This is a genomic window from Sphingomonas pokkalii (genome assembly GCF_003096275.1).
In the GTDB taxonomy this organism is placed as follows: Bacteria; Pseudomonadota; Alphaproteobacteria; order Sphingomonadales; family Sphingomonadaceae; genus Sphingomonas; species Sphingomonas pokkalii.
This window is the reverse complement of record NZ_QENQ01000001.1, coordinates 3,157,636-3,173,844: the sequence shown is the minus strand read 5'-3', so window position 1 is coordinate 3,173,844 and position 16,209 is coordinate 3,157,636. Positions and strand designations below refer to the sequence as shown.

At 65.1% G+C, this 16,209-nt stretch carries 16 protein-coding genes; 8 read left to right on the top strand and 8 right to left on the bottom strand.

Translation table 11 applies throughout. From position 1 onward, the window contains the following. Nucleotides 1–113 precede the first annotated feature (113 nt). The 6 genes from DD559_RS14545 to DD559_RS14520 all read left to right on the top strand — a co-directional run bounded on the left by DD559_RS14545 (nucleotide 114) and on the right by DD559_RS14520 (nucleotide 4,339). Nucleotides 114–572, top strand: a complete 459-nt coding sequence (locus DD559_RS14545) for a MaoC family dehydratase (protein ID WP_240610273.1) — start codon at nucleotides 114–116, stop codon at nucleotides 570–572. A gap of 60 nt (nucleotides 573–632) precedes the next feature. After that, nucleotides 633–1,808: an acetyl-CoA C-acyltransferase gene (locus DD559_RS14540; RefSeq protein ID WP_116469822.1), complete on the top strand. Its 1,176-nt coding sequence runs from the start codon at nucleotides 633–635 to the stop codon at nucleotides 1,806–1,808. A 41-nt stretch (nucleotides 1,809–1,849) separates the two neighbouring features. Next, the gene (locus tag DD559_RS14535; RefSeq protein WP_116469821.1) at nucleotides 1,850–2,341 is read left to right on the top strand and encodes a DUF805 domain-containing protein; all 492 of its coding nucleotides are present in this window, start codon (nucleotides 1,850–1,852) and stop codon (nucleotides 2,339–2,341) included. A 114-nt stretch (nucleotides 2,342–2,455) separates the two neighbouring features. Then, nucleotides 2,456–3,406, top strand: coding sequence for a glucokinase (locus DD559_RS14530; protein WP_116469820.1), 951 nt, complete (start codon nucleotides 2,456–2,458; stop codon nucleotides 3,404–3,406). A gap of 43 nt (nucleotides 3,407–3,449) precedes the next feature. After that, entirely contained in the window at nucleotides 3,450–3,929 is a 480-nt protein-coding gene (locus DD559_RS14525; protein WP_116469819.1) for a pyridoxamine 5'-phosphate oxidase family protein, read from the top strand. Nucleotides 3,930–3,970: 41 nt separating this feature from the next. Further along, entirely contained in the window at nucleotides 3,971–4,339 is a 369-nt protein-coding gene (locus tag DD559_RS14520; protein WP_116469818.1) for a YkvA family protein, read from the top strand. A gap of 36 nt (nucleotides 4,340–4,375) precedes the next feature. On the opposite strand, the gene DD559_RS14515 is transcribed toward DD559_RS14520, so the two are convergent. Further along, entirely contained in the window at nucleotides 4,376–5,608 is a 1,233-nt protein-coding gene (locus DD559_RS14515) for a polyhydroxyalkanoate depolymerase (RefSeq protein WP_116469817.1), read from the bottom strand. Between the two features lie 151 nt (nucleotides 5,609–5,759). Between DD559_RS14515 and DD559_RS14510 the strand changes: the two genes are divergently transcribed. After that, on the top strand, nucleotides 5,760–7,538 hold the full coding sequence (locus DD559_RS14510) for an ABC transporter transmembrane domain-containing protein (RefSeq protein WP_116469816.1): 1,779 nt from the start codon (nucleotides 5,760–5,762) through the stop codon (nucleotides 7,536–7,538). Here the strand turns inward: DD559_RS14510 and DD559_RS14505 are convergent. From DD559_RS14505 to DD559_RS14490, 5 genes are all read right to left on the bottom strand, one after another. Beyond that, entirely contained in the window at nucleotides 7,535–9,298 is a 1,764-nt protein-coding gene (locus tag DD559_RS14505; protein ID WP_116469815.1) for a putative bifunctional diguanylate cyclase/phosphodiesterase, read from the bottom strand. The two genes, DD559_RS14510 and DD559_RS14505, sit on opposite strands and share 4 nt — an antisense overlap. A gap of 70 nt (nucleotides 9,299–9,368) precedes the next feature. Further along, complete coding sequence (locus DD559_RS14500) at nucleotides 9,369–10,979, bottom strand: NAD(P)/FAD-dependent oxidoreductase (RefSeq protein WP_116469814.1); 1,611 nt, start codon at nucleotides 10,977–10,979, stop codon at nucleotides 9,369–9,371. Nucleotides 10,980–11,127: 148 nt separating this feature from the next. Next, a complete protein-coding gene (locus tag DD559_RS19860; RefSeq protein WP_165831099.1) occupies nucleotides 11,128–11,274 on the bottom strand; it encodes a hypothetical protein in 147 nt (48 codons plus the stop codon). 35 nt (nucleotides 11,275–11,309) lie between these two features. Continuing rightward, nucleotides 11,310–13,226, bottom strand: coding sequence for a methyl-accepting chemotaxis protein (locus DD559_RS14495; RefSeq protein ID WP_206364506.1), 1,917 nt, complete (start codon nucleotides 13,224–13,226; stop codon nucleotides 11,310–11,312). A gap of 369 nt (nucleotides 13,227–13,595) precedes the next feature. Next, entirely contained in the window at nucleotides 13,596–14,027 is a 432-nt protein-coding gene (locus tag DD559_RS14490) for a MarR family winged helix-turn-helix transcriptional regulator (RefSeq protein WP_116469813.1), read from the bottom strand. Between the two features lie 141 nt (nucleotides 14,028–14,168). Here DD559_RS14490 and DD559_RS14485 point away from each other — a divergent pair, with 141 nt between their 5' ends. After that, nucleotides 14,169–14,594 (top strand): organic hydroperoxide resistance protein, encoded by a 426-nt coding sequence (locus tag DD559_RS14485; protein ID WP_116469812.1) that lies wholly within the window; start codon nucleotides 14,169–14,171, stop codon nucleotides 14,592–14,594. Between the two features lie 140 nt (nucleotides 14,595–14,734). Here DD559_RS14485 and DD559_RS14480 read toward each other — a convergent pair whose 3' ends face one another. Together DD559_RS14480 and DD559_RS14475 are read right to left on the bottom strand one after the other, a co-directional pair. Beyond that, nucleotides 14,735–15,151: a flagellar basal body rod protein FlgC gene (locus tag DD559_RS14480; protein WP_116469811.1), complete on the bottom strand. Its 417-nt coding sequence runs from the start codon at nucleotides 15,149–15,151 to the stop codon at nucleotides 14,735–14,737. A 123-nt stretch (nucleotides 15,152–15,274) separates the two neighbouring features. Then, complete coding sequence (locus DD559_RS14475) at nucleotides 15,275–16,105, bottom strand: alpha/beta fold hydrolase (protein ID WP_116470925.1); 831 nt, start codon at nucleotides 16,103–16,105, stop codon at nucleotides 15,275–15,277. Nucleotides 16,106–16,209 lie beyond the last annotated feature (104 nt).

The window sequence follows — 16,209 nt, the reverse complement described above, 5'->3', positions numbered from 1 at the left end:
ACGGCAGTCGGCATTTTCAAGTTTCCGGTCGGCTAAGGCTTGCGGGGACCCCCGTGCCTTCACTAGATGATGGGGCGCCTATGAAAGATAATTACGCGAGAGGATAGTCTTCGGTGGCAGCGACCGTCACGCCTACCCAGATGGCCGAAAGTGTCGGTGCCGAGCACGTCTCGGACTGGGTGGAGGTGACCCAGGCGATGATCGACCAGTTCGCGCAGGCGACGGGCGACCACCAGTTCATCCATGTCGATCCGGTGCGCGCGGCGGAGACGGTGTTCGGCGGCACGATCGCGCATGGTTTCCTGTCGCTCTCGCTGATGCCGATGCTCGCCGCGCGCACCGATGCCCCGGCCATCGCAGGCGCAAGGATGGGCGTGAACTATGGGGGGAACAAGGTGCGGTTCCTCACGCCCGTGCGCTCGGGCAAGCGGGTGCGCGGGCGCTTCACGCTGAAGAAGTTCGTCGAGCGGCAGCCCGGCGTCTGGGAGCAGGTGCAGGACTATCGGCTCGAGATCGAAGGCGAGGAGAAGCCGGCGGTGATCGCCGAGTGGATCGCGCTGGTGTATGTTTGAACGACAAAAAGCCCCTCCCCTGCAGGGGAGGGGCTTTAGAATTCAAAAGAGAGGAACCCTATGCGCTCCGCAGTCATCGTTTCCACCGCCCGCACGGGCATCGGCCGGGCCTATCGCGGGGCGTTCAACGCCACGCCGGCGCCGACGCTGGGCAGCCATGCGATCAAAGCCGCGGTCGAACGTGCCGGGATCGAGCCGGGCCAGGTCGACGACGTGGTGTTCGGCGCCGCGCTCCAGCAGGGCAGCCAGGCGCCCAACATCGCCCGCCTCGCCCTGCTGCGCGCGGGCTTGCCGGTGGAAGTGCCGGGCATGTCGATCGACCGCCAGTGCGCGTCGGGCCTGATGGCGATCGCCACCGCGGCCAAGCAGATCGTCGTCGACAATATGGATATCACGCTGGGCGGCGGGCTGGAATCGATCAGCATCGTCCAGACCCCGCAGATGCGCGTCGAACCCGATCGCTCGCTGATCGCGCTGCACAACGATACCTATATGCCGATGCTCCAGACCGCCGAGACCGTCGCTGCGCGCTACGGCATCGGCCGCGATGCGTGCGATGCCTATGCGCTACAGTCGCAGCAGCGCACCGCCGCCGCGCAGGCCGCCGGCAAGTTCGACGACGAGATCGTGCCCGTTACCGCGACGATGAACATCGTCAACAAGGAGACCAAGGAAGTCTCGCAGAAGGAGATCACCCTCGCCAAGGACGAGGGCAACCGCCCCGAGACGACGCTGGAAGGCCTGCAGGCGCTGCAGCCGGTGGTGCCGAACGGCACCGTCACCGCCGGCAATGCCAGCCAGCTGTCGGACGGCTCCTCGGCCGCGGTGCTGATGGAGGAGAAGCTTGCCGAGAAGCGCGGCCTCACCCCGCTCGGCCGCTATGTCGGCATGGCGGTGGCGGGCACCAAGCCCGACGAGATGGGCATCGGCCCGGTCTATGCCATCCCCAAGCTGCTCGAACGCTTCAACCTGAAGATGGACGATATCGGCCTGTGGGAGCTGAACGAGGCGTTCGCGGTGCAGGTCCTCTACTGCCGCGACAAGCTGGGCATCCCCAACGAACTGCTCAACGTCAATGGCGGCGCGATCTCGATCGGCCACCCCTATGGCATGTCGGGCGCGCGGATGACCGGCCATGCGCTGATCGAAGGCAAGCGCCGCGGCGCCAAATATGTCGTCGTCACCATGTGCATCGGCGGCGGCATGGGCGCGGCGGGTCTTTTCGAGACACTGTAACCACTTGACCGGAGGGTGCGGCACGCTGCACCCTCCACAACATGACAGCAGCCAGCTATCGCGACGGGGTGTCGCTGCGGAACGGCCTCCGCGCCATCGGCCAGAGCTTCGTGGCCCGGGGCCGCGCGACCCGCAGTGAACTCACCAGCGCCCTGATCCTGGCAGGGCTGGCGGAAGCGCTGCTGTTCCTGGTAATCCACTTCTTTCATCCGCCAACGGCACCCGGCCTGACCGTGCTTTGGCGGCGTGTCGCGTTCGAACAGTCGCTGGCGTTGCTCCCGCTGGTGCCGCTGATCGGTATTGGGGTGCGACGGCTGCACGATGTCGGCGTATCCGCCGTCCCGGGCATTCTGCTGGCCCTGATCGCGCTGGCAAGCGACCTGAACCAGCAGCTGGCGGCGATCGGGTTGCACGAAGGAATCCCGATGCCGGCCTGGGCAGGCCCGATCGCGCTGCTGATCCTGGCGGTGGCGCTCTTCTGGTCGCCATCGGCCGGCGCCAACCGGTTCGGCCCCGATCCGCGAACGCGGTGAACCTCCGCACGATTGCGGAGGGCTAGCCATAACCTATTGCCCTTTCCGCAATGTTAGCGATACCCTTGTGCATCGGCCGATCGACAAGGTCGTTACAAACGCGGTGAGGGCGCGATGGGGAATAGCGTAGGGCTCGTGGCGGACATCGGCCGCCAATCCGTCCGGTTCGGACTCACCGGCGGTGCGGAGGGGGATGATCCGCGTGAACAACAGCGTTTTTTCAACACCGATCACCCCACCTTCACCAGCGCCCTTGTCAGCTATCTCACGCGTGTGGGCTTGCGCGATGCCCGTCTGCCGAGTGCGTTGGCGGTGGCGGGCGCAGTCCGTGGCGAACTGATCAACCTCACCGGCAGCCGATGGTATATCTCGCTATCGGGGGTGGAGGCGGTGCTGCGCGAACGCCCGATCGCGCTCAACGAATGCTCGGCCAATGCGCTGGCGCTGACCCGGCTTCCGCAGGATGCCTTCACCCCGCTCTCCGGGCCGGCGCCGAAGCCCCCTGTTCCGTCCGGCAACTATGCGGTGGTCGGTGTCGGCACCGGCCTGGGCGTCTCCGCGCTGATCGGCTCGGACGGAAAGCTGGTGCCGGTGCAGAGCGAGGCCGGCCATATCGGCTTCGCACCGCAAACCGCCGAAGAGGAACGCTTTGCAGCCTTCTGCCGGGCGCGCGGAATGTTGGTGGAAGTGGAAACGCTGCTCAGCGCGTCGGGCCTGTTGCTCGCCTATGAAGCACTATCGGGTGGCAAGCGGCTGCTGACCCCGGAAGACGTGACCCGCAACGTCAGCCGCGATCCGGTCTGCAAGGCGGTAGTTCAGATGTTCGCTGCCCATCTCGGCGCCTTTGTCGGCGATCTGGCACTGACGTTCGATGCCTGGGACGGCGTATTCATCACCGGCGCCATCGCCCGCGCCCTGCAGTCCGATCTGGCGGCTCCCTGCTTTCGCAAGCGGATGGAGGCACGCACCGCGTTCCGCCGCCAGCTCTCCGAGGTGCCGGTGGCGCTGGTCAACCGCAACGACCTGGAACTGATCGGCGCGGCCGCCGCGCTTCGGAACGCCTGAAGGCCGCCGCACGTTACCCGGCCATATCCTCCAGGAGAAGATCATGGCCGACACCGTAGAACTGAAGAAGCATTTCTGGTCCAAGCTGGCGTCGAGCCCCTTCCTGATGGTGGGCCTGCAGGATGGCCAGCACAGCGAGCCCCTGACTGCGCAGCTTGATGAGGACCAGGTCGATACGATCTATTTCTTCATCGGCAAGGATAACCGCATGGCCAAGGGCGGGCCGGCGATGCTGCAATTCGTGTCCAAGGGGCATGATTTCTTCGCTTGCCTGGCCGGCACCGCACGCATCGACAACGACTTCGCGATGATCGACAAGCTGTGGAACAACCAGGTCGAGGCCTGGTTTCCTGGCGGGAAGTCCGATCCCAATCTCGCGCTGCTCCGCATCGACATCGACGATGCCGAGATGTGGGAAACCGACATGTCGGTGACGGGCAAGCTCAAGATGCTGTTCGGCGGCAAGATCCGGGCGGACGAAACCGGCAGCCACGCCAAGCTGGATAGCACCGCCGAATCCTGATCCCAGATTGACCGGGCGGCGCGGCTGCGCGATCCAGAGGCATGGGCCCTTCCCTCGCGCACCGCGTCCGCACCGAAGCACATGCCATATGGCTCGCGATCCGCGATCCGCGCACCCCGCTGGCGGCAAGGATCGTCGGCGTCCTGGTCGCAGCCTATGCGCTGTCGCCGATCGATCTGATCCCGGACTTCATCCCCGTGCTCGGGCTTGTGGACGACGCGGTCGTAATCCCGCTGGGCATCTGGCTGTTCGAGAAGCTGATTCCTCCGGATCAGTTCGCCGAACATCGCGCGCAGGCGGAAATGGCGAGCCGACGCCCGGTAAGCTGGGGCGGAATCGCGATCATCCTCGGCCTATGGGCACTGCTCGCCTGGCTCGTGTGGAGCTGGCTCGTAACATCCTATGATTGATGGAAAGACTGCCTCGCCCGAGGGGCGGCCGCCCCCTCATCCGGCGTGGGAGGCCATCCACTGTTCGACCACCGGCGCAATGCGGTTGCGCCACTTGGATCCGTTGAAGATGCCGTAATGGCCGACACCTTCGGCCAGATGATATTGGCGATAGGCTTCGGGCAGGTTCTTGGCGCAGGTGAGCGCTGCCTTGGTCTGTCCGATGCCGGAGATGTCGTCGCGTTCGCCTTCGATCGCCAGCACGCCGATATCGGTGATCGCACCCGGATCGACCAGCCGGCCACGATGCGTCATCGTTCCGTTGGGCAGGGCGTGGGACTGGAACACGACGTCGATGGTCTGAAGGTAGAACTCGGCCGTCATGTCGCAGACCGAGCGATATTCCTCATAGAACTTCATCGTCGCATCCGCGCTCTCGTCGTCGCCCTGGACGAGGTGCTTGAACATTTCCCAATGCGAGATCAGGTGGTTGCCAAGGTTCATCGTCATGAAGCCCGCGAGCTGCAGGAACCCCGGATACACCTTCCGGCCGGCACCCGGATAGGTCATCGGCACGGTGGCGATCACGTTCTGCTCGAACCAGCTGAACGGACGTTCGGTCGCCAGCGTGTTTACGGCGGTGGGCGCCTCGCGCGTGTCGATCGGGCCGCCCATCATCGTCAGCGTGCGCGGGCGGTTGGGGTGCTTGTCTGCGCTCATCAGCGCTGCGGCAGCGTAGCAGGGTACTGAGGGCTGGCACACCGCCAGCATGTGCGGACGCGGATCGCCCTGCCCGCCGATATGCTCCAGGAACGCGATCACGTAATCGATATAATCGTCCAGATCGAAGCGCCCCTCGGCGGTGGCTACCAGCTTCGCGTCGCGCCAATCGGTGATGTACACGTCCGCCGCCGGCAGCATGCGCTCCACCGTGCCGCGCAGCAGCGTGGCATAATGGCCCGACATCGGGGCGACGATCAGCAGCTTGGGCCCGCCTTCGACACCCTCGCGCACGAAGCGCTTCAGCTGGCCGAAGGGCTTCCGCAGGACAATTTCTTCCCGCACCGCCACCTGCTTGCCGTCGATCATCGTCTGTTCGAGCAGGAATTGCGGCTTGCCGCGTGGCGCCGAAGCGTGGGCGAATACCTCCAGCGCCGAGGCGAGCACGGGGCCGCCGCCGAAATAGGCGAAGGGATTGGCCGGATTGTTGAGCAGGCCTGCACCGAAATTGGCCAGTGCACTGGCACCGGCTAACATCGAACGCTGAATCTCGTAGGCGTCGTACAGCATAAAAGTCCTTCCCCGTGCCCCGATCCCTGCAGCGGGGGTTTGTTATGGTCCATATAGACCGCACGGTTGTGCGCCGCAATGTCGTAGCTATGCGGAACGGGACAATCGCAGGTGGTTCCCCTGCCCCACGAACCGCGCTACGCGCTCCAACATGGCCGACACGAACCCGACGCCTGCGCCGCGCCGCAAGCTCAGCAGCCTGCTCGTCATCTGGCGGTTCACGCGCGGATATCCGCTGCAGATCGCCGTTGCCACCGTGGCGCTGCTCACCTCGTCCCTGGCGACGCTCTGGATTCCGCGCACGTTCAAGCAGATCGTCGACAACGGGTTCTCCGCTGGCGCCGACACGAGCGAGATCGGCGTCTATTTCCAGGGCCTGCTCGCGGTGATCCTGGTACTGTCGATCGCAACCGCGATACGATTCTACTTCGTCTCCTGGGTCGCGGAGCGCACGGTGGCGGACCTGCGGGTGGCGGTCCACCGCAACCTGCTGCGACTGCCGCCGAAATGGTTCGAGGAGAATCGCCCCTCGGAAATCGCGTCGCGACTCACCTCGGATACCGCGCTGGTCGAACAGGTGGTGGGATCGACGGTATCGATCGCACTGCGCAACCTGCTCACCGGCATCGGCGGCGTCATCTATCTGTTCGTGCTGGCACCGAAGATCGCAGCCTATCTCATCGTGGGTATGCCGCTTACCGTGTTGCCGATCGTGTGGCTGGGCGGCCGCGTGCGCCAATATTCGCGCAACAGCCAGGATCGCGTAGCCGATATCGGCGCGATCGCATCCGAAACCCTGGGGGCGATGCGCATCGTTCAGGCTTTCGGGCAGGAACCGCGCGAGGGGAAGCGATTCGAGCTGGCGGTAACGCGCAGCTTCGCCGCGGCGAAGAAGCGCTTCGCGCTGCGCGCGGTGATGACCGCGCTGGTGATCGGCCTGCTGTTCACCGCGATCACGCTGATCATGTGGGATGCGGTGGCGGGGGTCGCGGCCGGGCAGATCACCGGCGGCGCGATCACGGCGTTCGTCATCACCGCCGGCCTCGTCACCGGATCGTTCGGGGCGCTGACCGAAGTCTATGGCGATCTGCTGCGAGCCTCGGGCGCCGCCAGCCGCCTGGCGGAACTGCTCGCGCAGGAGACGGATATCGCCGCCCCCGCCCATCCGATCGCCCTGCCCCGCCCGGCCGAAGGCGCGATCGCGTTCGATGCGGTTACCTTCCGCTACCCCACCCGCCCGGAGGTATCGGCACTCCAGGATTTCTCACTGTTCGTCGCGCCCGGCGAGACCGTTGCCGTGGTAGGCCCCTCGGGCGCCGGCAAGTCGACGCTGTTCCAGCTGCTCCAGCGCTTCTACGATCCGGAATCGGGCGAGATCCGCATCGACGGCGTCGCCATCCCCAAGGCCGATCCGGCCGAAATACGCAGCCGGATCGCGATGGTGCCGCAGGAAACCGTGATCTTCGCCGCCAGCGCGCGCGACAATCTGCGCTACGGCGCCTGGGATGCGAGCGACGACGCCATCTGGGCCGCGGCCGAAGCCGCCAACGCCGCCACCTTCCTGCGGGAACTGCCCCAAGGCCTTGATACCTTCCTGGGCGAAGGCGGGGCCCGCCTTTCGGGCGGCCAGCGCCAGCGGCTGGCCATCGCCCGCGCGCTGCTCCGCGATGCGCCGATCCTGTTGCTGGACGAGGCAACCAGCGCGCTCGATGCGGAAAGCGAAAAGCTGGTGCAGGATGCGCTGGAACGGCTGATGCAGGGCCGGACCACATTGGTCATCGCGCATCGCCTCGCCACCGTGCGCGCCGCCAGCCGGATCATCGTGATGGACGCCGGCCGCATCGTCGAAACCGGCACCCATGCCGAGCTGGTCGCCAAGGCCGGCCTCTACGCCCGGCTTGCGGCGCTGCAGTTCCAGGAAAGCGCCTAGGCTGCCATCGCCTTGCGCTGGGCGATCCACGCGATGAAGTCGCAGGCCTCCAGCGGCCGCGCGAACCAATAGCCTTGCGCTTGCTCGCACCCCATATCGGCAAGCAGCGCAGCCGCATGATCGGTTTCGACGCCCTCCACCACCACCCGACGGCCCAGCTTGTGGATCAGGCCCACCATTGTTTCGACCAGCACGTAATCGGCATCGGAAACGGCGTTCAGCCTGCGAACGAACGTCTGATCGACCTTCACCACCTGGGCGGGCACCTGTTGCAGATAGGCAAGGCTGCTATGGCCGGTCCCGAAATCGTCGATGGCCAGCGCGATGCCCGCACCCGCAATCTCGCGCAACATCGCCAGCGCCCTTTCCGGCTGCTCCATCATCGCGCTTTCGGTGAGTTCGATCTCCAGCAGCTCGGGCCGGAGCTGCCGGGCCAGCAACGCCAGCTGGATCCGCTGCACAAGATCGACCTCCATCAGATTGGCGGCCGAGATGTTGATCGACAGCATCAGATCCAGCCCCATGGCCTGCCATTGGGCGAGCTGATCCAACGCGCGGTCCAGCACCCATTGCGTCGCCGGCCGTGCGAGGGAGGTCTGCTCGATGATCGGGATGAACTCGGCCGGCGATACCTCGCCAAACACGGGATGCCGCCACCGCAACAAGGTTTCGGCGCCCAGGCAGGCACCGGTACGCAAATCCATGCGCGGCTGATAGACCAGGCGCAACTGGTCCTCCGCCTCGAGCGCTGCGCCGAAATCCTGCAACAGCCGGTAATGGCGACGCATCATCGCATCGCGCTTGGAGGAATAGAGGCCGATCCCGCCATCGACGCGACGCGCAGCCTGTGCCGCGCTCGCAGCGCCGCGCAGCACATCCTCCGCCGTCACCGCCCCCAGCTGGAAGGGCCGCACGCCGATCGCGACACTCGTAACGAATCGTGCGCTCGAATTCGCCCGAACGCGCTCAAATGCCTGTTCCAGCATGGGAAGATAGGCGTCCACCGTCGCGCCCGGCGACGAGAGAAACGCGAATTGCGTCGTCCCGACATGGTAGATGGTTCGCTCCGCTCCCAAAGCGCCCTGAATGGCAAGCGACGCCTCGCGGATCATCTCGTCGAGCCGCGCCGGCCCCATCGCACCGATGATCCTGGCAACCTGGTCGTCGCGCGCGAGATCGGCGACGACCGCGATCCGCGCTTCGCCGGGGCGATCCCGGGCGAGATCGACAAGGTCGTCGCGAAACTGGGCACGCGTCGCCAGGCCGCTGATCGGATCGATGCGGCCAAAGGCGTGCTGCAATTCGATCTGGGCCATCACCATCGCCGCGAGATCGGTCAGCGCCGACAGCTCGCTGGCGGTGACGGCACGCGGCTCGGCGCCCAGTACGCACAGCGCGCCAAGCCCATGGCCGTCGCTCGTGACCAAGGGCGCCCCGGCATAGAAGCGCGTCCCATTCTCCGCCAGCAGGCTGTCCGCATAATAGGGATCGGTGGCGAAATCCTCGATCACCACCGCGCCGCAGGAAACCGCCACTTGCGAACAGGGTGCCTTGTGCCGGGGAATGCCGGTATGCGCGATACCGACACGCGATTTGAACCACTGCCGATCTCGATCGGTCAACGACACCGCCGCAAATGGCAGGTCGAAAATCTGCGCCGCCATCCGCGTGATACGATCGAAACTTTCGCTGGGCGGCGTGTCGAGCAGCTTCAATTGGTGGAGCGCATCCAGCCGCGCGGCTTCGCGATAGTCCTGCACAATCGTTTCCCTTCACCACCCATTATAGCGGGGCGAGGTCAAGATTTCTCAGGAATGCAGAAGCATAGGGTTATCCAGCCACCATGCTCTTCGCCACCGCCTCGGCAACCTTGATGCCGTCGATCGCGGCCGAGAGAATGCCCCCTGCATAGCCGGCGCCTTCGCCCGCCGGAAACAACTGCGGCGTATTGAGGCTCTGGAAATCTGCACCGCGGGTGATCCGGATCGGCGAAGAGGTCCGTGTTTCGACGCCGGTCATCACCGCCTCCGGGTGGTCGTAGCGCGCGATCTGGCGACCGAACACCGGCAGCGCCTCGCGGAAAGCCTCGATCACGAAACCCGGCAGGCAGGCGGCAAGATCGGTCGGCGTCACGCCCGGCTTGTAGCTGGGGATCACCTGCCCCAGCGCCGTCGAAGGCCGCCCGGCGAGCAGGTCGCCCACCAGTTGACCCGGCGCGTGATAATTGGCGCCCCCAGCGATGAAGGCGGCATCTTCCCATTTGCGCTGGAGCTCGATGCCGGCGAGCGGCCCGTCCGGATAATCGCGCGCAGGATCGATCGCCACCACAAGCCCGGAATTGGCGTTGAACTCGGCGCGCGAATATTGGCTCATGCCGTTGGTGACGACGCGGCCTTCCTCACTGGTCGCCGCCACCACCCGGCCGCCGGGGCACATGCAGAAGCTGTAGACGGTGCGGCCATTGGCGCAGTGATGCGACAGCGCATAGGCCGCCGCGCCCAGATCGGGATGCTTGGCGCAGTTGCCGAAGCGGGCCTGGTCGATCCAGCTCTGCGGATGCTCGATCCGCACGCCGATCGAAAAGGGCTTGGCCTCCAGATGCACGCCCATGCGGTGGAGCATCTCGAAGGTCGGCCGCGCGCTATGGCCGACCGCCAGCACGACATGATCCGCCTCCATGAAGCTGCCGTCGTGCAGGTGCAGGCCGCGCATCTTGCGCTGGGCGTCCAGTTCGACCCCGTCGACGCGGGTCTGCCAGCGATATTCGCCGCCGAGCTCCTCGATGGTGCGACGCATGCTCTCCACCATCGTCACCAGCCGAAAGGTGCCGATATGCGGATGCGCCTGCCACAGAATGTCGTCCGGCGCGCCGGCCTTCACGAACTCCTCCAGCACCTTGCGGCCGAGAAAGCGCGGATCCTTGACCCGGCAATAGAGCTTGCCGTCGGAGAAGGTCCCCGCTCCGCCCTCGCCGAACTGGACGTTCGAATCCGGGTTCAGTTCGGAACGGCGCCACAGGCCCCAGGTGTCCTTGGTCCGCTCGCGCACGATCTTGCCGCGGTCAATGATGATCGGGCGGAAGCCCATCTGCGCCAGGATCAGCCCGGCGAACAGCCCGCACGGTCCCGCGCCGATCACCACCGGGCGCAGGCCTCGCCAGCCCTCGGGCGCATGATAGGGCTGCCGATACCGCATGTCCGGCGTCGGCCGCACATCCTTGTCGCCGGCCAGCCGCGTCAGCACCGGGGCTTCGTCGGCCAGATCGACATCGACCGTATAGACCAGCTGGATGGCGTTGCGGCGCCGGGCATCGTTCCCGCGCTTGAACACGGTGAAGCCCCGCACATCGGCCTCCGCCACACCGAGCCGCCGCGCGATCGCCGGAATCAGCGCATCGGCAGGATGATCGAGGGGCAGGTACAATCCGGAAAGGCGCAACATCGAAATTCGGGTTCCAGCAGATGCGGGGGAGCAGCGCTCCCTTTAGCCCCATGGGCTCGCACGGCAAACCGGGGATTGTCGCGATCGGCCGCATAAGGCGGAGCGATCTCCGCGAACCTCCTTCATCACGCGCGGCAAGGCAGAGCCGTTACCGCTTCTGCGCCTGCGCACCGCCGGTCAGTGCAGATCGTTCATTGCCGGCATAGGCCGCCATGCGGAGAGAACCGGCAGCAGCGACCATCATCGCCGTCGCGCCGCGAACGTCCGGCTTGCCGTGGCCGGAATGACGGCGCACGCCAAATCCGGCCATTCGCTCATACCCCACCGGGATTAGGCCTGGTGCCCGAAATTGGCATCTTCGCCATCGTCACCGCCGACTTGCAGATCGATCGCAAAGCCATGCGCCCGGCCATTGTGGCGCGGGGACGTTTCAAGCCTCCCGCCGGGGCGCCCCTTCGGTGCGGTGCTGTTCGCGGCGCTCTTCTTGTTCGCTTTACGGCGAGCGGCTGGGCGATCGCTTGCTTCGATGCGGAAGAACGAGATGCTCTCCTGCAGATCGTCCGCCTGATTCGTGAGTGCGGCCGATCGTGCGGAGATCTGGTCCGACGCCGCGGCGTTCTGCTGCGTGACCTTGTCCAGTTGCTGAATCGCTTCGTTGATCTGGCGGGCGCCGATATCCTGCTCCCTGCACGCGGCGCTGATCTCCGCCACCAGTTCAGCCGTCCGGCGAATGTCAGGCACCAAGCGCGTCAACATTTCCCCAGCCTCGGCAGCAGCGCTGACCGTGCTGGACGACATGGTGCCGATTTCAGCCGCTGCCGTTTGACTGCGCTCCGCGAGCTTGCGCACTTCCGCGGCGACGACCGCGAAGCCTTTGCCGTGTTCGCCCGCACGCGCCGCCTCGACAGCGGCATTCAGCGCCAGCAGATCGGTTTGGCGCGCGATCTCCTGGACGATGCAGATGCGCTCTGCGATCGTCTGCATCGCTTGCACGGCCCTTGTCACCGCCGCTCCACTCGTCTCGGCATCCTTCGAAGACTGGCGGGCGATCTTCTCCGTCTGCGCGGCGTTATCGGCATTCTGCTTAATGTTGGAAGCCATCTGCTCCATGGAAGCCGAAGCTTCCTCGGTGGACGCTGCCTGTTCTGTCGCGCCTTGGCTCAACTGCTCCGCGCTTGCGGAAAGTTCCTGGCTGCTTTCCGCAACCTCATCCGAAGCGGACGCGACCTCGCCGGCGAACTTGGCGAGATTGTCGACAAGGGTGTTCACCGCATCCTTCATGCGGCGATGGTCGCCTTCGCAGTCGATCGCCACCCGGTGCGTCAGATCGCCGGCGCTTGCCAGCGCGAGCACCCTGTTGCCTTCGCCGATCGGATGCAGAATTGCGTCCAGCATCCCGTTAATTCCAGCAACCAAGCCGCCAAAGTCACCCTGGAAGCGCGCGGCATCCCCGCGCTCGCTCAACTTGCCCTTCGTCGCGTCGACGATGAGACGCTGAATCTCGTCCGTAATTCCCTTCAGATTCGCGCGGAGCGCTTCGACGGTTGCATTGATGAAGGCCTTCTTTCCAGGAAACTGCTCGAGCGATGCCGCGAAATTACCGTCGCCAAACTCCTTGATGCACGCCATCGCCTTCTTCTTCACGGCGATATGGCCTGCGACCATGTCGTTGATGCCCTGCGCGACCACCCTGAAGTCACCGCGGAACCGCTCGACCGGCAGGAAAATGTCGATGTCGCCAGCATTGTGCTCGGCCGACATCCGATTCATCTCGGCTATCAGCCCCTTCAGATTCCCGCGAAGCGCCTCGATCGTTTCATTGATGAACGCCTTCTTGCCCGGGAAGCTATCCAAAGGTGCTTCGAAGTCGCCTTCCCCGAGCGCCTTGACGCAGGCCATGGCCTTTTTCTTCACGGCGATGTGGCCCGCGACGGTGTGGTTGACCGTTCGGGCGATCGCGGCAAGATCACCCCGGAAGGCATCCACCGGCAAAACGACGTCGATATCCCCGAGGTCGTGCTGCGAAGACACATGGTGCGCTGCCTCGCGCAACTCGGCAACCGGCGTCGTTACCACATCCAGCAGTTCGTTCACTGCGATGAGCAAGTCTCTGGCTTGGTCGGTTGCAACATCCTCGCGGGCACGGCGCGAAAAATCGCCATCAGCGATTCGTTGCGTCAGGGCGCGAACTTCCGCCAAGGCCACCTCGATACGTGCCGTTTTCTTGAATGCGCCCGAGAACACCATGTTGCCTTGCCTTCGTCATTTGATTTATTTTCAACAGACAGGGCCAACCGCAGCCACGCCACGTTGAACGGTCTCAATATTAAAGACATTATAGCAGAGGCAAAAACACCGCCGATTGCGTACGTAGTATCGCTTAGCTCGAACTATAGTTAAGAACACCCCTACAATCATACTTCGGGTCGATTAACCTTTTGGTAGACCAGCATCACACGCGATCCGCGCGGCGCTTCAACGATCCGCAGATTTGGAACGGTATTCTTCGGAGCAACGATCCGCAGCACCGTAGCGCGAGCGAGCCAGCAGGGCGGCATAAGACTAGCGCGTTCGCCCCATCCCTCAACCTTCTCGACCCAGCCCGACGCGCTCCGTTCAATCCCGGGCCAGCGAATCCCGCAACGCCTGCGCCTCGCGGTTGAGCGTCGCCAGCCGCTCGATCGACAGGTCGGTCTTCTCGAGCACCGCCTCGCCCAGGCAGCCGCATTGCTCGCGGATCGCCCTGCCCTGGTCGGTAAGGAACACCTGCACCTGGCGTTCATCCTCCGGATTGCGCTTGCGGGTGGCGAACCCGGCCGCTTCCAGCCGCTTCACCAGCGGCGTGATCGTGCTCGATTCCAGCCCCAGCCGCTCGCCGATCGCGCCAACCGTGCGCCCCTCCTTTTCCCACAGCGCGTGCAGCACCAGATATTGCGGATAGGTGATCCCCAACCGATCGAGGATGGGTTTGTAGACACGCGTGATCGCCATGCTCGCGCTGTACAGCGAGAAACAGAGCTGGCCGTCGAGCGGAAGCGGGGCAGGCATAGGCAGAAACTCCTCCCCGCCAAGCCGCGGCGGGATAAAACATATATCGCGATAAAGAATCCTCTGGACAAGGGGCGCAGCATTGCCTATCTACTCGTTATCGCGCTAATGATTATCGCCGAAATTAAAAGGAGACACCCGATGTCGGTCGATGTGAAGTACACCACCAAGGCAACCGCAACCGGCGGCCGCGACGGCAGCGCGCGTTCGGAAGATGGCGTTCTGGACGTGAAACTCTCCACGCCGAAGGAACTGGGCGGCGCCGGCGGCGCTGGCACCAATCCCGAGCAGCTGTTCGCCGCGGGCTATTCCGCCTGCTTCATCGGCGCGCTCAAGGCAGTCGGCGCCGGGATGAAGATCAAGGTTCCGGCGGACGTCACGGTCACCGCGACGGTGGGCATCGGCCCGCGTTCGGAAGGCGGCTTCGGCATCACTGCGGATCTGCTGGTCAGCCTGCCGGGCATGGACCGCGAAGAGGCGCAGAAGCTGGTCGACGCCGCGCACCAGGTCTGCCCCTATTCGAACGCCACCCGCGGCAATGTCGATGTCGGCCTGACGCTGGCCTGAGAACGCCCACCCCTTCCTCTCCTTCGCGGGAGGGGATCATGGCGCCTGGCGGTCTGCCGCCGGGCGCCTTCCGCTTCCTCCGGGCCGACGACATCGGCCTCCGGCGGCCGCTTCGGGGCGAGGGCGCGTTCCTGCAGGCGCTAGACCCGCCGATCCAGCAGCGATCCCATCATCTGGTCCTGGGTACGGATCACCGACAGGTTCGCGCGAAACGAGAAAAGCGCCTTGCGCTGCTCGACGTCCTCGCTCGCGAAATCCACCTCGGGCGCCTCGACATTCCCGTCCGCATCGGCATCCTGCGATTCCGGGTCGTAGCGCGGTGCCGTACCCGGCACGGCCGGCACGGGCTTGGCAGTCACGCCGCCGCCCGCCGCCGCAGCCTGGTACAGCGCGATCGGCTGATAGGCGTGGTTGACGGTCTTGCCGATCGCATTGGCCGCGGTCACCGCCTTGGCGGTCTCACCCGTGGTGTTCGCGTTCGCTACGTTCTGCGCGCTGACGTTGATGCGCGCGACGCTGGCCTGAACCCCCGTAAGGGCAATGTTGGTGGCGATCATGGCGCTGCTCCGATGTGCCAGTTTCGCAGCCAGCCGTGAACAAATGGTGGAGAAACATGCCTAACCGCGCGACCACCAACCGAGGCCGTGCCCGCCCGATCGGCAGGCACGGCCCCAGGCGCGTCACTTGCGGATAAAGGCCAGCAGATCGGGGTTCAGCACATCGGCATGCGTGGTCAGCATCCCGTGCGGGAAGCCCTTATAGACCTTGAGCTCGCCATTCTTGACCAGCTTCACCGCCAGCATCGCCGCGTCGGCGATCGGCACGACCTGGTCGTCGTCACCGTGCATGAACAGCACCGGCACCTGGATCTTCTTGAGGTCCTGCGTCTGGTCCGTTTCGGAAAACACCTTGATGCAGTCATATTGCGCCTTGATGCCGCCCATCATGCCCTGGCGCCACCAATTCTGGATCACGCCCGGCAGAATCTTCGCTCCCGGCCGGTTGAAGCCATAGAAGGGCCCGGTCGGGACATCGAGGTAGAATTGCGCGCGGTTGGCGGCGAGTGCTGCCCTGAAGCCGTCGAACACCTCGATCGGGGTACCGCCGGGATTGTTCGCGGTCTTCAGCATCAGCGGCGGGATCGCGCCCACAAGCACCGCCTTGGCGACGCGACCCGGCCTTGCCCGCGCGACATAGGCGGCGACTTCGCCGCCGCCGGTCGAATGGCCGATATGCACGGCGTTCTTGAGGTCCAGCGCCTCGGCCAGTTCCAGCACGTCGGCCGCATAGGTCGCCATGTCGTTGCCGGTATCGGTCTGGGTCGAGCGGCCATGGCCGCGGCGGTCATGGGCGATCACGCGATAGCCCTTTGCCAGAAAGTACAGCATCTGGGCATCCCAGTCGTCCGCGCTCAGTGGCCAGCCATGATGGAACACGATCGGCTGCGCGGTTCTGGGGCCCCAGTCCTTGTAGAAGATCGTCGTGCCGTCCTTCACCGTGATGCTGTGCATGGCCGCGGCGCCTTCCGCCGTAGCGACCATGCCCATTGCCTGGGCCGCAGGAGCGATCGTGGCAGCGGCGCCGACCACCAGCGCCCCTTCCAGCACCCCCCGCC

Coding starts and splice junctions, on each gene's coding strand:
- DD559_RS14540 (WP_116469822.1), top strand. CDS start 633: ATGCGCTCCGCAGTCATCGTTTCCACCGCCCGCACGGGCATCGGCCGG.
- DD559_RS14535 (WP_116469821.1), top strand. CDS start 1,850: ATGACAGCAGCCAGCTATCGCGACGGGGTGTCGCTGCGGAACGGCCTC.
- DD559_RS14530 (WP_116469820.1), top strand. CDS start 2,456: ATGGGGAATAGCGTAGGGCTCGTGGCGGACATCGGCCGCCAATCCGTC.
- DD559_RS14525 (WP_116469819.1), top strand. CDS start 3,450: ATGGCCGACACCGTAGAACTGAAGAAGCATTTCTGGTCCAAGCTGGCG.
- DD559_RS14520 (WP_116469818.1), top strand. CDS start 3,971: ATGGGCCCTTCCCTCGCGCACCGCGTCCGCACCGAAGCACATGCCATA.
- DD559_RS14515 (WP_116469817.1), bottom strand. CDS start 5,608: ATGCTGTACGACGCCTACGAGATTCAGCGTTCGATGTTAGCCGGTGCC.
- DD559_RS14510 (WP_116469816.1), top strand. CDS start 5,760: ATGGCCGACACGAACCCGACGCCTGCGCCGCGCCGCAAGCTCAGCAGC.
- DD559_RS14500 (WP_116469814.1), bottom strand. CDS start 10,979: ATGTTGCGCCTTTCCGGATTGTACCTGCCCCTCGATCATCCTGCCGAT.
- DD559_RS14495 (WP_206364506.1), bottom strand. CDS start 13,226: ATGGTGTTCTCGGGCGCATTCAAGAAAACGGCACGTATCGAGGTGGCC.
- DD559_RS14490 (WP_116469813.1), bottom strand. CDS start 14,027: ATGCCTGCCCCGCTTCCGCTCGACGGCCAGCTCTGTTTCTCGCTGTAC.
- DD559_RS14485 (WP_116469812.1), top strand. CDS start 14,169: ATGTCGGTCGATGTGAAGTACACCACCAAGGCAACCGCAACCGGCGGC.
- DD559_RS14480 (WP_116469811.1), bottom strand. CDS start 15,151: ATGATCGCCACCAACATTGCCCTTACGGGGGTTCAGGCCAGCGTCGCG.
- DD559_RS14475 (WP_116470925.1), bottom strand. CDS start 16,105: ATGCACAGCATCACGGTGAAGGACGGCACGACGATCTTCTACAAGGAC.